Origin of the sequence: Gracilibacillus salinarum, assembly GCF_022919575.1 — a bacterium.
GTDB classification, from domain to species: domain Bacteria; phylum Bacillota; class Bacilli; order Bacillales; family Amphibacillaceae; genus Gracilibacillus; species Gracilibacillus salinarum.
In genome coordinates this window covers 1,369,542-1,383,750 of sequence record NZ_CP095071.1, presented here as the reverse complement: position 1 = coordinate 1,383,750, position 14,209 = coordinate 1,369,542, and the positions used below count along the sequence as shown (strand labels likewise).

Genomic DNA, 14,209 nt, shown 5'->3' with positions numbered 1-14,209 from the left:
ATCAGATTATTAGTGCGAAGGAGTTTTTAGTCATGCGAAAATGGTTCGGTGCGTCAGGTGTATGTATCAATGAAGAAAATAAATTACTTATGGTGTTACAAGGCAAGCCAGAGGAAGTTAAAAAATGGTCAGTACCATCTGGCGGACTAGAAATAGAGGAATCTTTTGAGGAATGCTGTAAGAGAGAAGTGAGCGAAGAAACAGGATTTATTGTTGAGATCGCTGATAAATTACAGGTGAAAAAAGGCGAAAATAAGGAAATTGGAATAGCGGTTGAAGTTCATTATTATTTAGTGAGCATTGTTGGTGGGGAAAGAATGATTCAAGATCCCTATCATTTAATTTATGATATTGACTGGAAAAGTATAGAGGACTTGAAGAAATTAGATTTAAGTTTTCCGGAAGATCGAGATTTTTTAATAGATTGTATCCAAAGGTTTAGAGCTGGGAAAGGATTACATTTAAGGAGTTAAGGATTATGGCTATTTATTATATAAATCCAAGTAAAGAAACGCTTCACGGTTCTTTTTCGAAAGACTTTAAGCCAGTACTTACGATAAACTCCGGAGACACGGTACGTTACGCCACCCTTGATGCCTTATGGGGCCTGGAACCATTCAAGGAGCAAAAAAGAAGAGTTTTTGAACCGAAAGATCCTATGGTTGATCAAGGTCATGCTCTCTGTGGTCCCGTCGCCATTAAAGGGGCAGAACCGGGGATGGTTCTCCAAGTGAATATAAACGAAATTCGTCCATCTTCATGGGGGTGGAGTTTTGCTGGCGGTCCAACCCATGTGAAGAAACGTCTCGGACTAGAAGAACAACAAGTGTATCACTTGAACTGGTCGTTAGATGTCGAACAAATGCTAGGTAGGAGCCAGGAGAATCACACGATATCATTAAGTCCTTTTATGGGGACGATGGGAATGCCACCAAACAAATCAGGCATACATTCTACCATTCCACCTCGGTTTTGTGGAGGTAATATCGACTGTAAAGAGTTAGTCGCAGGAAGCACCATATATTTGCCTATTCCTGTATCAGGCGGATTGTTTTCAGTTGGAGACGGTCATGCAGCACAAGGAGATGGAGAAATAAGTAGTCAGGCCGTGGAATGTCCGATGGATCTGGTCGATTTAACGTTCACGCTCTGCAAAGATAGAACGTTAACGATGCCTCGTGCGGAGACCCCAACTGGCTGGATTACTTTCGGTTTTCATGAAGATTTAGAGGAAGCGTGCATGATTGCGATAGATGGCATGTTAGATCTGATGGAGGAACTTTACGAATTGGAACGAAAAGAAGCTTATACGCTTGCCAGCATTGTAATGGACCTGTGCATTACTCAAATTGTTAATGGAGTGAAAGGGGTACATGCGGTATTGCCGCACGAGGCAATACAGAAGTGAATTTGTTTTGGAGGTGGAGAAGAAAATATGAAGCTAGCTGTTAATTATTCTGTAGAAGCTGAGAGGTTAGTAAGAGATTCTGTAATAGATATAGATTATTTTAAATGTCCAGACTTTAGTAATGAATTAATTGAAAATGCAGAAAAGACTAATCCATGCTACATACACTTCGGATTAAATGCTGGTGATGGACAAATGGACAAAGTAAATTGGAAAAACGTTAAAGAATTAAGAGAGCAGTCCAACACACCATACATTAATGTGCATGCCGTTGCATATGCGAAGGATTATCCGAATACAGACATTTTTTCATCAAGTCCTTCTTTAGTTAATAGAATTGTAGATGCAGCAGTAAAGGATATAGAAATTGTTGCCGAAAAAGTAGGGATTGAAAACGTGATAATGGAGAATATTGTTTGCAGAGGTCAAGGTGAGAATACGATGCAGGCAATAATAGATCCAGCAATCATCAGTGAAATTGTTGATCAGACTGGATGTGGACTTCTGCTCGATACAGCGCACGCCCAACTGACTTCCAAATGTCTTGGTTATGATGTGAAAGAATACATTTCGCAATTCCCTGTTAAACAGCTTAAAGAACTACATATCACCGGGATACAAGCAGATGAAAAGGGACGTCTTCGTGACAGCATGCCAATGACAAAAGATGATTGGGAGTTGGCTCGATGGGTTATGCAACGAGTAAAAGATGGAGACTGGCCAGAGCCATGGGTGGTATCGTTGGAATACGGGGGTGTTGGACCAAAATTCGAATGGCGGTCAGATCAGGATGTTCTAATCGAACAAGTGCCTATGTTGTGTGATTTGGTGAAATAAAAAGAGATTCTTAAATAATTCAACGTGCCAAGGTTATTAAAAATTGTGTGAGTTTTTGTGATGATTGGAGAGAGTTATGTTGGATTTGTTACGAAAGATCAAAAAACAGTTTGAAGAGCGAAATAAGACGTTTTTAGTTTTGGATATCTTTTTTAGCGGCTTAACGATATTTATTGCTCTTCGATTATTATTCGTCTCTATATCTGCTTTATCAAGGTCAGATGTGTCAATTGATCCTTCCACTTCATTGATGATTGGTATGCTCTTTTGCTTAGGGTTAACGTTTGTTGTACGGGTTGTTGAAATGATCGTAACTCGTAAGAAAGAATATTTCATATCACTCCTATTAACAACGGTTTTTATTCTCGCTGTAACTGTGTATATGTTTTTGCTTGAATACATTCTTTGATGAAGCCAAATTCGGAAAACATGATTGTAAATGGAACAATTTTTTAAGGAGAATAGCTATGCCTGTCATAATACATCACCAATTTATAGAAACATCGGTAGAAAGGTGCTTTGATCTAGCAAGAAATGTAGATATCCATACACAAACGACTCTGAAGACAAAGGAAAGAGCTGTTGGGGGAGTGACGGAAGGACTATTAGAACAAGGTGATACTGTTACTTGGGAAGCGGTGCATTTCGGTGTGAAGCAAAGACTGACAGCTAAAGTAACCGTAATAGAAAGGCCGCATCAATTTGTAGATGTTATGGTGAAGGGGATTTTCCACTCCTTTACACATACACACGAATTTATCGAGAAAGAAGACGGTGCTGTCATGATTGATCGTTTCCAGTATAAGTCATCACTTGGCTTCATCGGCGTTTTAGCTGACAAATTATTTTTAGAGAAATATATGCGCCGATTTATTGCAACTCGGGCAAGGGCACTGAAGAAGATTGCTGAATGTTCAAACATGTAAAAATTTTTGAAAGGTTGCGGTAGGATGGCTTTTGTTGTCGGGTATGGTGTTGCGATGCTGGGGGCCTTTGCGTATCTGCTGAGCGATACCAGGAATAATATCGATATTGTTTCCTATAGGGTTTGTATCAGGACTAATCATGCTTTTGGCAGAAATTTTTAAGAAGGAAAAAAGAGCGGAGCATTTTAGTACTATCTGGAATTGGAGCGGCTATATCCGGCATAACAGGATTTATGGGCAAATATTTAATGCGCAGGAAAACAAATAGATGATCAATACATTATCGAGATCATGCACTGATGATGTGGTACAGTAGGGTTGATAATCTATAACAAATTCTGTATGATTCTATCTATTATATAAACGTGTAAAAAGGATGAGCGCTCATGAAATTTGTTTTAGTATTCGGTCCCCAGGCAGTTGGGAAAATGACAGTAGGGCAAGAACTGACGAGAATAACCGATTTGAAATTATTTCATAACCACATGACCATTGATATGCTAACACCATTTTTTGATTTCAGCTCTGACATGTGGAGGTTATCAACGCTGTTCCGTGAAGAGATTTTTAAGCAGTATGCTAAAAGTGATAAGTATGGCATAATCTTTACGTATGTCTGGGCATTTAATGAAAAAGAAGATTGGGAGTTTGTTGAGAATATATGCACCATATTTAGCTCACAAGGTGCTGACATATATTTTGTAGAGTTAGAAGCAAATGTAGAAGAACGTCTTAAACGAAATAAAACACCTAACCGGCTGGAACAAAAGCCGACGAAGCGAAATATAAAACAATCAGAAGAAAATCTACTAAGCTCCTTGGATATACATCGATTGAATTCAGAGCAAGGAGAAATAAAACACGAAAATTATCTGAGGATAGATAATACTAACTTGAATGGTGATGAAGTGGCCCGCATGATAAAAGAGGAATTCGTATTATGAACAATTTAAAAGAAATAAAAGCTGTATTTCTAGATCGGGATGGCACAATTGGTGGGGACGACACTGTACATTATCCAGGGAAATTTAAGTTGTTTCCTTTTGCACAGGATGTGATCGGTAACTTAAAAGAGAATGGTATAAAGGTATTTTCGTTTACCAACCAGCCAGGGATTTCAGCAGGAAAAGCTGCTACGGAAGATTTTGTCGAAGAGCTAATCGCCTTTGGATTTGATGATATTTTTATTTGTCCGCATCACCCAAGCAAAGGTTGTTTTTGCAGAAAACCTAATACAGGTATGCTTCAAATGGCTACTGAAAAATACAATCTGCCACTAGAGAATTGTGTGGTGATTGGTGACAGGTGGAGTGATATGCTAGCTGCTTCGAAGGTTGGTTGTGTGAAGATCCTCGTCAAAACGGGGGCAGGACATGCAGCATTAAACGAACATTTTGACAAAATAAAAGACATTGAATTGGAATATATTGCAGAAGATTTGGAAGACGCAGTAGACTGGTTGTATCAGGAACATAAACGAACATAAGGAAGTGGTAAGAATGGAAATCTATCAAGCTACCATTGCAGATCTGGACGGAGTATCTGATTTGTTTAATTTGTATCGTGTTTTTTATCAGCAAACATCAAATGTAGAGGGAGCTCAAACATACATAAGACAACGTATCGAAAACAATGATTCTGTCATATTTGTTGTAAAAAAGGGTCAGCAGTATCTAGGATTTACTCAATTGTATCCTTCCTTTTCATCGATTTCTATGAGTAAAGCATGGATATTGAATGACCTGTATGTCGATGCAGAAGCGAGAAAACAAGGAGTAGGAGAATTGCTTTTGCATAAAGCGAAAGAACATGCAATCGAAACAGGAGCGAATAGCATTAGTTTAAGTACAGCGCTTAATAACACAGGTGCTCAGCGATTGTATGAAAAAAACGGATATGTACGTGATTCGCAATTTTATCATTATGAATTAAGTTTGGTTTAATTCATTTTCTCCAAGAAAAGCAAAGCCAAATCTCTCAGTAGAGAAAAGTGGCTCTGCTTTTAACAGGGTATACTTATTAATGGATAGGGGCGAATATTAATTCCTTTTCCAACCATGCCCATATTTCTTCTTCGCACTATATTCTGTCTTCAACCAATCCTTTGGTCCCTGATTAATTTTGTCAGCCCCAGCGTATTTCGTAACCGTTTCTACCACACGATCTAATGGAATAACATTATACGCATAAGGAAGCTGCTCCTCGTATTTATATTCAAACGTAAACGGCTCGGAAGGTGGATTCATTTTCTCCATATTTTCACTTCCGACAATATGAGAAGACCAGGCCCAATTGCCGATGGTTGATTTGTCATGCCAAGTAAATCCTGTTGTGAACAGGTTCTCACCATTGTTGTCCCAACTGCTTCCTGTATAGGTTCCATACTGGTTGGTTACTTTGGAGTTGACAATTAAATTTCGGTTATAGGCATTCTGGAAGAGCTCGGCCCACTGTTCATCCATGTTCTTTGTATCTAAACCTTGAATCTCTGCACCGATGATTGGTTCATTAATGTCATGGAATACAGAAGTGTCGGCCGCAATCGAAGCTCCATTTCTCGCATTAAGAGCTCGGGACAATTGATCTCTTCCATGTTCGTAAATAGCACTTACATTGTCTAGGACATCCTGATGGGTGGAGTTATCCAGATACAAATTGTATGCATGTCCAGTACCTTGACGGATCATGGGAACGCGCTGACCAACATTCGTATAACGGTTATATGCGAGAGTTAATCGGATGCGCTGATTACCATCTTTATAATTTGTTCCACTGCTGCTAACATAGTCGACATAATCTTTATCGCCTGATCCAGTTAAGTGTACCTTGCTGTGATAAGCAGCATATGCCATAATTTGCTCCTTCGTCGCACCATCATGACGCATGTTGTAGTATACACTGTCTTCATCAAGTTCATTTGATGTGTATTTCTCTTCCATATACTGAATCGATTGATAAATATCACTGTCTTTTGCTGGATGTTCATTGGCAGCTAAGCCAAATTCAGACCAGGAGATGGTAATATTAGAGCCACCATTCTCGGTATCAATTAATCCATCTGATGCTATCGAAAATTGACAATGGTCAATCCAAACATTGTTAGCCCCATTCACTTTGATAAAAGACCAGCCTACTTCCTTGTGCCTCCCGGTATCATCCCATTGCCACATGCCATCAAAATTTAGGTTTCGTATCACAATATCGTTAGATGACCGTTGTAAATTTATTTCCGCGCTTCTGACCGTTTTCCCTTTTTTAGAAAAGATCGTTAATCCTTCAACATTATTTACATCCAATTGTGAAACACCAGATGCAGCTAATTTTGGATTGGTAAATCCGTTTGTAGGGTCTCGATATTCTCTTATAAAGCGATATTTCTTCGTTTCTTCTTCAGTCAGATTTAATGCTTTCCAACCCAAGTTAAGATCCTTCGCTACTTCAATTACTTTAACGTCTCCATTTCCAGCATCCAGTAATGCTTGCAGGAAATCTCTTTCTGTCTTTACTTTGCGATAATAAGAAGTTCCCATATATTCACTTCGGTCATGGACCCCTGATGAGGCGTATCCTGTTACGGATAGGTAACTGTTGTCATAGTTTTTGACGTGTCTTTCTGTGTTCGGTATTGAATCAATTGCAGCTGCATTTACTACACTAGTCGCACTGAATAGGAATGGTGAAATAATCAATGATAGGAATAATAACCAAGTAAGTGATTTTTTTATCGTCATCTTTTTCCTCCTTCATATTGTGTACATGTAAGTCTCGGTCGGGATGGCTTGTATTGTTTTGGCGAGTATACAGTTGTCTTTTCTAATAGCACCTCCTTTTTGTAAGCCTTTTCATTTGTGCGATTGTCAATAACCTGCTATGTTCATTGTACCAATCTTTTTATTACATATTTTGTTGTTTTGTGGTGTAAAAGGTTACATTTTCTGCTTCAGTGATGGATAGCGGGAAGGCTTTATCCTGAACAGGAAACCTTCCTCGCCTGTGCAAAGTTTAGCTGCCGCTCCAAACATCTTTAGCCAATTGTCCATCTGCCTGAAGTGTTTCCAGCCACTGTATTGCTTCGTCTTCCTCTTTTTCGTGTATGAATTGATAACATTGTCTTAGTGTATCTTCGACATCTGGTGCCATTTTGTTTCCATCTCCACAAATATACAATCTGGCTCCTTGATCAAGCAGTGCGATTATGGTTGCGGCATTTGCTGTCATTAAATGCTGGACATATGTTTTCGATGTATCAGGTACTCGTGAAAAGGCAGTATGAAGCATCATTTCACCATTTTTTTCGTATTGCTTTATTTCATCCTGATAGATAAAATCTTTCTCATTTCTGCAACCAAAATAAAGGTGTGCATCCCCTAATGAGATTCCTTGTTTCATCAGAGCGGATCGGGCCTGAAGAAAACCTCGAAAAGGGGCAATGCCCGTTCCTGGACCAACCATAATAATGGGTGTTTCCTCCCTTTCTGGTAATTGGAAATGAGAGGCAGGCGTTCGGATGAATGCTTTCAGAGTATCTCCAGGTATACTGTTAGCTAAATAATGTGTTGCCACACCACGATAAATGCCGTTCTCATTTCGTGCAGGGCCTTCCACCACAGCAACGGTAATGCTCACATGCTCTGGATGAACACGAGATGAGCTGGAAATCGAATAATACCTTGGTTTTAACGGATGTAAAAGTGCTAAGCATTTTTCAAACGTAATGTCGCATGCTTCATATTTTTCTAACAAATCTAACATAGAGATGCGTTTTTCTAATATAGTAGATTGATAGATTTCGTCTTCCAATAGTGACTCGAGCTCTTTTTGGTGAGGAGGGCATGTTGTACAATCAGCAAGTTCCCGAATTTGTGCGCGGGTTGCCGGTTCCTGTAATTCCACATTGTAAGTAAGCAGGTTTTTCAGGCTGACCGGGCGATCCTGCGGCAAATGTACAGCGCTTCGTCCGCTCGCTTTTAAGATTACCAGTTTATCTTTAGTAAGCTTAAATCTGTTTAAAACACGGCTTACATTGTCGCTGCTATTAGCAGGGAGCACGCCGAGATGATCGCCTTCCTGGTAGCTTACCCCTTGTGGAAGTTTTATTTCGATATGGCGTGTGCTTCGACCACTGTCTGAAGCTTGTAATTCCCTGTTTTCTGCCATAGTAGCATCAAACGCTTGATATGTACGGGCGAGAGGGGATTCCTCATCCTCTTGAACATATTCAAGCATTAATGTATTTTTTGCTGTCTCTACTTTTTCGTCTAATGATAAATGGAACGTCTCCATCGCATCGGACCACATTCTTTCTTTCCATTTGTCCAGCAAATCTTCAAAATCGCCATTCACATCACCTTCTCCGCGCTGAGAAAAACGAACGGCTCCTTTTTTCGTCAATTGTTCATCAATCAATCGCGGAACGTCCTGATAGGTGCTGGGCCAATTACGGTCCCCGCAGCCAAATACTGCATAGGAAACACCCGTGAGCTCCTCTTGTTTTACTGTTTCCAGCCATTGCACAAATTGATCGGCATTGCTTGGCGGTTTGCCGTTATAAGAGGAAGTGACGATGATGACAGCCCCTTCTTTTGGAAGATTTCCTTGTCGGTTATTCAGTGCATCTACATCTGTTTCTATACCATAAAGGGAGGCAGTTTCCGCCAGTTCCCTGGCAACTCCCTCAGCAGTCCCGGTATCTGAACCGTACAAAACCAGTAAGGGGCGCTGACTAAGTCCTGAGATGTTAGGGGCTGGATCTGTTTTGTCGTCAATCGCACTTTCTGTTTGTGTGTTGGCATGGTTTGTTGCAACGGTATCACGTGGTTTTACTTTTATTCGGAAGTTGTTCGGTTTTAATGTTAAGGTTTGTTTTACATCAAGCTGGTAGTTTTGATAATCGATTAATTGAAAATGTTGAAGCAGCATCCCTAAGACAAGCGTCGCTTCATGCAAGGCAAATTGCATCCCAATACAAGCTCGCTGACCGTTACCGAAGGGCTTAAAGGCATGGGGCGCTATTTGATCGCGATCTTCAAAACGTTCTGGCTGGAACGTTTCGGCATTTTCTCCCCATGCTTCCACATCTCGATGCAATTGAGGAATGAGAACCGTTATTCTTTCTCCTTTTTGTATGGCATATTTTCCGCCAATGATCGTATCTTCTTTGGCGTAAAGGCTGAAGGCTGGGGCAGTTGGCCATAATCGCAGTGCTTCGTTCAATATCATGCGTACGTATTTAAGCTTTAGAACCTGTTTGTAGGTAGGCGTTGCTCCTGTTAACACTTGGTCTACTTCTTCTTAGGCCTTGTTCAGTTTATCAGGATTTTTTAATAAAAAGTAGAGCGTAAAAGATAATAAACCACTTGTCGTCTCATGTCCGGCAATGAGAAAAGTGATAATTTGATAGCGAATGTTTTCATCATCCAGCCTTTCACCTGTATCAGGATCTTTCGCGTGTAGCATGCGCGCTAGTAAATCATTTTCCTGTTGACTGCCATTGGCTTTACGGTCCGTAATAATGCCGTCAACTAACTGAAACATCTCCTGGATGTCTTGTTTGAATTGCCGTTGGGTTTTGTGCATAAGTTTAGTTTGTAAAAGGAATCGCTGGTTTTGGTGCATGGCTTCGTCCAGAGCACGTACCATACTGGTAATGAAGGGGAGAGGTGTTTCTCTGTAATAGCTGTTAAAACGGTAATTAAAAGCACACAGGCCGATAGTGTCTAAAGTGAGACGTGTCATATCATCAGGGACATCAATAGATTCATCCGGGTTAAGTCTGGTCCATTTTTGCACAAGTTGTTCGGCAATATCGGTCATGACTGTATGATAGCCTTTCATTGCGGGCTGGCTAAACGCCGACATCAGAATATTATGCGCCTTTTTCCAGTTAGGTTCGTGCGTCCAGCTTGTAAATAATCCATCTCCACCGAAGGCACGGACTTTGTCTAGGGGACCTTCAATGCTCTTGTCAAATCGTGATTCATCACAGATTTCTTCTACAAGTTTATGTCCAGAGACGATGATGGTCTCACTTGCAGGAGTTTGAAGGCGGTAAATGGGACCATGTTCTTCCGCTAATTCCATAAAGGATAATATAGGTTTATCTGTATCTATTAATGGTAGATTTCGGATCGGACCATATGTTTTAGGTTGTGGAATGGTTAAGGATTCTTCCATACTAAACACCCTTTCTTAATAATGAAATGATGGCGAGAAAGCAATTTCTGTTTGCAAGGAGCTGAAAATAAGACATGCTTTCACATTACGGTTATGACAATTCGGCTATATTCTAAATTATTTTATGAATATATCGCATTTGTCATGTGAAAAATCGTTAAATTTTTGGTTTGTGACGAACTGTGCAGTAAAAGATAATGCTCTCGAATGTCATTGTTATGTGTGTCGATGGTTACTCCGGTTTTACAGTGGTTACCAGTTGTTCCTGATCGGTAATATAAAAATCCATTTCTGGGCGTTCCTCGATTAATTTTAATTTTTCCAGCTTGAAGAAATTTACCTTGCGATAAGGATCATGATCAATGACGGGCAATTCATTGGTTTGGGCAATATATTGATCGACAGCATGCTGGATCTGATCCAAGGCCAGGGGAATATGTTTTTCCTCTTCTTCAAACAGGTCATAGGTTTCCTTGGACATATAGTAGTTCTTTTCTGGAATCCCCTTCAAGAACGGGGCAAGTAAGGAATAATCTAGTGATAAATCGTCTTTTGCGACTATTTTTAATGGAATATCTGCTGGCAGTTCTTTGCTGAATGCATGAATGGCATGGCGTACTTCTTCTAAAGAAATATCCTTAATCGGGTATGTTTTTTCTTTGGCTGTTTTCTTCTTTTTAAACCACATTCGTTTCACCTCATTATTTTCGAAAATTGTATAAAAAATGCTCGCTGAATGGTTACTTTTAGTTAAATTATAGCAAATTTTAGCTAAGAACACAGAATATTACTTTATTTTAGCCGAAAAACTGTCATTTCATATCCAAATTTATCAAAACTTGTTACATTATAAGCGAATACAAATCCAGAGGAGGAATGAAAATGGAAATGTTAATGGAGAAGGTACGAGAAATCAGTCCTAAGACACTCGCAATTGTCGGAAAAGAGGAAGATGGTCAATATTTTACAAGGGTGATTGAATATGAGGAAGCGGATGATTATGAAACAACCTGGAGTACACAAAAAGTGCTGGATTACACTTGCAGAGAGTTCGGCATCAGTCTTCGGGGGCTGATTGAAGGATCACGGATGTTAAGCAAAATCACGCATAAACCGCCAATTGCCATTGACCGGATCAGTGGTATGTATTTTTTCCCGATTGAATCTCCTCAAAGAAAGGCCTGTACCTGGATTGCACATTCCCATGTGCTCGAATTAGAAAAAATTGATCATGATTTAACAAGAATTGTTTTCAAAAATGGGCGTGACCTGATTCTGGATATATCGTATGCGACGATGATTAATCAACTCTATCGCACCGCACAATACCGTTACTTATTAAGTAATAAAATGGAACAGATTCTGGAGTCTGCCCAATTCGTGGCAGAAGCCAAATGGCATAAGCATTAATCGATGAACCGTTAAGACTGATGTCCAGACTTAACGGTTTTTTCATCATTCAAGAAAGTATCTAAGTGTAGTCACAGCAGTAATCATATGGAACATGAAGTGGAGTTCCTAATGTAAAATCGAACTATATTACAATGTGATAATTATATGCTTAGCAAAGCTCCGGAAATAGGCTTCGCGTCCTGTGGAGAACGGCTTCAGCTAGGCTACTACTTTGAACTACTCCTTTGCTGCCTTGTGCCGAGGAAGCTCACTTCGAAGTGGTATCCCAGCACATATATTATATCGAAATGATCACAACGCTTAACATAATCCATATTATAGGTGGCTGAATTTCCTCAAGGCTGGTTAGGGACGGATGGGGTTTAAGCCTGGTTTTGTTTATATTTATAATTTTACTTTTTCTTGAGCGGTAGATACTAAGGCGTTTGCCATTAATTCTTCTAAGATGACCTCTACTTTTTTTCGGATAGCTGGGTTGAAATAGTTGCGTTTTTCTTCTTTACCCTTACAGGTGAACAAATAAGAGGTAAAGGAATCGTTTTTATCTAAAGAGACGACTTGGATCTTTTCTTTGTACATTTCTTTGCGTAAAGTTCTTCTTTCTTCTGTTGCGTTTTTTTCTATTTTTTTTAATAATGCGATGTAAGGTTCGTTTATTTTAAAGGGTGAAAGCTGGTTCATCTTCTCTAAATCGTGTTTAATAACGGTTAAAGCCATTGATAAAAATAGAAAACGTGACGCTAATCTCCATTCATGTTCGTTTAAATATCTCATTTTCCATTTCCACCTCCATCAAGGGAACGTTTGTTCTAGTATATGCTTGATTTTAAAAAAATGCAACAAAATTATAAAAAATGCAGATAGAAAATCATGGAATTATTATGGTACTAAGTGTTCGTATGCGAAAAAAGGGTATAGGAGAAGGAGAGCGACCGATAACTATCTGATAAGTCTCGCTATCCATAAGCAAAAACCACTTATGGAAGTCTCGCTTTATGTGAATAATTAGGAAAATGGGGAAAAAAATATTAAAATGATAATAAGTTGTATTTTTAGTTGTTTGAAGGAGTTAAAGCGCTGATGCTTACATACAATATTAGTAATATCGATAACATTAATGTTGATCAAATAAAAGAATATATTGAAGCAAATGAATTTGGGCAATTGGTTGATTTTTTGCTGCAGAGTTATGAAAGTCTAGGTCCGCTTCCGGGTGTGCTGTTGCCTTTTTTAGAAGCCTTTTTACCTTTTTTACCATTAATTGTGTTTGTGATGACAAATGCAGCGGCATACGGACTGCTAGAAGGTTTTATCTTGTCATGGGCTGGCGGCAGTGCCGGGGCAATTGCAGTGTTTATGCTGGTACGCCGATTTAAGCATATCCGTTTGTTACGTTGGATCAGCAGAAATAAGCAGGTGTCGAAAGTTACGGAGTGGTTAGAGCGACACGGATTTGGTCCGTTATTTATTCTGTTATGTTTTCCATTTTCTCCTTCGGCAATTATAAATTTAGTGGCAGCTATTTCTGGTGTTGGATTTTACCAATTTGTTTTAGCGGTACTGTTAGGAAAAGGTGTCATGATCCTTACCGTATCATCGATTGGAGACAGTATCATTTCGTTTGCACAAAATCCGCTTAAAACGATTATATTACTAATAGGTATTTCGATTCTTTGGGTCGTTGGAAAATATATAGAGAAACGTCTGCAAACACGAGCAGATCAAAAAAACAGTAATTATACGGATTAAATTTTTCCAAATGGGGTAAATTAGTTAATAAAGAAAGTCCCTTTGGAGGGAAGCCAATGAATAAAAAAAGAATATGGTCAATCGTACGTATCGTTATTTTTGCAACAGTGTTGGCGGTTATTTTTCGTTCCTATTTATTTGCAAGCTATGTCGTGAACGGAAAATCAATGGAACCGACATTGCATGATGGAAACCTCTTAATGGTCAATAAAATGGTCTATGATTTAATGGATATACATCGTTTTGACGTGATTGTGTTTCATGCGAATGAACAGGAAGATTATGTGAAGCGTGTTGTAGGTAAACCGGGAGATCATATCGAATACCGGGATGATGTCTTGTATGTCAATGGTGAAGCTGTAGAGGAGCCTTACTTAGAACCATTTCGTCAGTCTGGTGAGATCCTCACAAAGGATTTCAGCTTAGAGGGTGTCACTGGTGAGAAAGTAGTACCCAAAGGCAAGCTGTTCGTATTGGGAGACAACCGGACCAAAAGCTATGACAGCAGAGAAATAGGCTTTGTTGATCAGGAGACGGTAGTTGGCAAAGTCGATATACGTTACTGGCCAATGTCGGAACTGAACTTTCAATTTATAAACTAAAAAGAAGAAAGCGCTTTAATTTTAAAAAGTCTAATTTGAGAATGTAATCATTCTTGAATTAGACTTTTTTATTGTTGGTTAATTAGAAAATAATGTTAAAA

General features: G+C 39.2%; 14 protein-coding genes and 1 pseudogene. 11 read left to right on the top strand and 4 right to left on the bottom strand.

The features are described from left to right. Positions 1 to 32 precede the first annotated feature (32 nt). The 8 genes from MUN87_RS06705 to MUN87_RS06670 all read left to right on the top strand — a co-directional run bounded on the left by MUN87_RS06705 (position 33) and on the right by MUN87_RS06670 (position 5,114). Positions 33 to 473 (top strand): NUDIX hydrolase, encoded by a 441-nt coding sequence (locus tag MUN87_RS06705; RefSeq protein WP_244746936.1) that lies wholly within the window; start codon positions 33 to 35, stop codon positions 471 to 473. 5 nt (positions 474 to 478) lie between these two features. Then, complete coding sequence (locus tag MUN87_RS06700) at positions 479 to 1,408, top strand: acetamidase/formamidase family protein (RefSeq protein WP_244746935.1); 930 nt, start codon at positions 479 to 481, stop codon at positions 1,406 to 1,408. Between the two features lie 27 nt (positions 1,409 to 1,435). Then, a complete protein-coding gene (locus MUN87_RS06695) occupies positions 1,436 to 2,245 on the top strand; it encodes a multinuclear nonheme iron-dependent oxidase (protein WP_244746934.1) in 810 nt (269 codons plus the stop codon). Between the two features lie 76 nt (positions 2,246 to 2,321). Further along, the gene (locus MUN87_RS06690; protein WP_244746933.1) at positions 2,322 to 2,654 is read left to right on the top strand and encodes a hypothetical protein; all 333 of its coding nucleotides are present in this window, start codon (positions 2,322 to 2,324) and stop codon (positions 2,652 to 2,654) included. A gap of 58 nt (positions 2,655 to 2,712) precedes the next feature. Next, complete coding sequence (locus MUN87_RS06685; protein WP_244746932.1) at positions 2,713 to 3,171, top strand: SRPBCC family protein; 459 nt, start codon at positions 2,713 to 2,715, stop codon at positions 3,169 to 3,171. A gap of 386 nt (positions 3,172 to 3,557) precedes the next feature. After that, entirely contained in the window at positions 3,558 to 4,115 is a 558-nt protein-coding gene (locus MUN87_RS06680) for an AAA family ATPase (protein ID WP_244746931.1), read from the top strand. Then, positions 4,112 to 4,657, top strand: coding sequence for an HAD-IIIA family hydrolase (locus MUN87_RS06675; protein WP_244746930.1), 546 nt, complete (start codon positions 4,112 to 4,114; stop codon positions 4,655 to 4,657). The genes MUN87_RS06680 and MUN87_RS06675 overlap by 4 nt, the downstream gene beginning before the upstream one ends. A gap of 13 nt (positions 4,658 to 4,670) precedes the next feature. Then, positions 4,671 to 5,114 (top strand): GNAT family N-acetyltransferase, encoded by a 444-nt coding sequence (locus tag MUN87_RS06670; RefSeq protein ID WP_244746929.1) that lies wholly within the window; start codon positions 4,671 to 4,673, stop codon positions 5,112 to 5,114. Between the two features lie 96 nt (positions 5,115 to 5,210). On the opposite strand, the gene MUN87_RS06665 is transcribed toward MUN87_RS06670, so the two are convergent. From MUN87_RS06665 to MUN87_RS06655, 3 genes and pseudogenes are all read right to left on the bottom strand, one after another. Beyond that, positions 5,211 to 6,902, bottom strand: a complete 1,692-nt coding sequence (locus tag MUN87_RS06665; protein ID WP_244746928.1) for a pectate lyase family protein — start codon at positions 6,900 to 6,902, stop codon at positions 5,211 to 5,213. A gap of 271 nt (positions 6,903 to 7,173) precedes the next feature. After that, positions 7,174 to 10,344, bottom strand: a pseudogene (locus MUN87_RS06660) (bifunctional cytochrome P450/NADPH--P450 reductase). A 232-nt stretch (positions 10,345 to 10,576) separates the two neighbouring features. After that, on the bottom strand, positions 10,577 to 11,032 hold the full coding sequence (locus MUN87_RS06655; RefSeq protein WP_244746927.1) for a DUF3939 domain-containing protein: 456 nt from the start codon (positions 11,030 to 11,032) through the stop codon (positions 10,577 to 10,579). A 194-nt stretch (positions 11,033 to 11,226) separates the two neighbouring features. Here MUN87_RS06655 and MUN87_RS06650 point away from each other — a divergent pair, with 194 nt between their 5' ends. Next, on the top strand, positions 11,227 to 11,754 hold the full coding sequence (locus MUN87_RS06650; RefSeq protein ID WP_244746926.1) for a competence protein ComK: 528 nt from the start codon (positions 11,227 to 11,229) through the stop codon (positions 11,752 to 11,754). A gap of 387 nt (positions 11,755 to 12,141) precedes the next feature. Here MUN87_RS06650 and MUN87_RS06645 read toward each other — a convergent pair whose 3' ends face one another. Further along, complete coding sequence (locus MUN87_RS06645; protein WP_244746925.1) at positions 12,142 to 12,531, bottom strand: YhjD family protein; 390 nt, start codon at positions 12,529 to 12,531, stop codon at positions 12,142 to 12,144. Positions 12,532 to 12,837: 306 nt separating this feature from the next. On the opposite strand from MUN87_RS06645, the gene MUN87_RS06640 reads away from it, so the two are divergent. Together MUN87_RS06640 and lepB are read left to right on the top strand one after the other, a co-directional pair. Beyond that, the gene (locus MUN87_RS06640) at positions 12,838 to 13,506 is read left to right on the top strand and encodes a TVP38/TMEM64 family protein (RefSeq protein WP_244746924.1); all 669 of its coding nucleotides are present in this window, start codon (positions 12,838 to 12,840) and stop codon (positions 13,504 to 13,506) included. A gap of 56 nt (positions 13,507 to 13,562) precedes the next feature. Continuing rightward, complete coding sequence (gene lepB, locus MUN87_RS06635) at positions 13,563 to 14,108, top strand: signal peptidase I (RefSeq protein WP_244746923.1); 546 nt, start codon at positions 13,563 to 13,565, stop codon at positions 14,106 to 14,108. Positions 14,109 to 14,209: the final 101 nt, after the last annotated feature.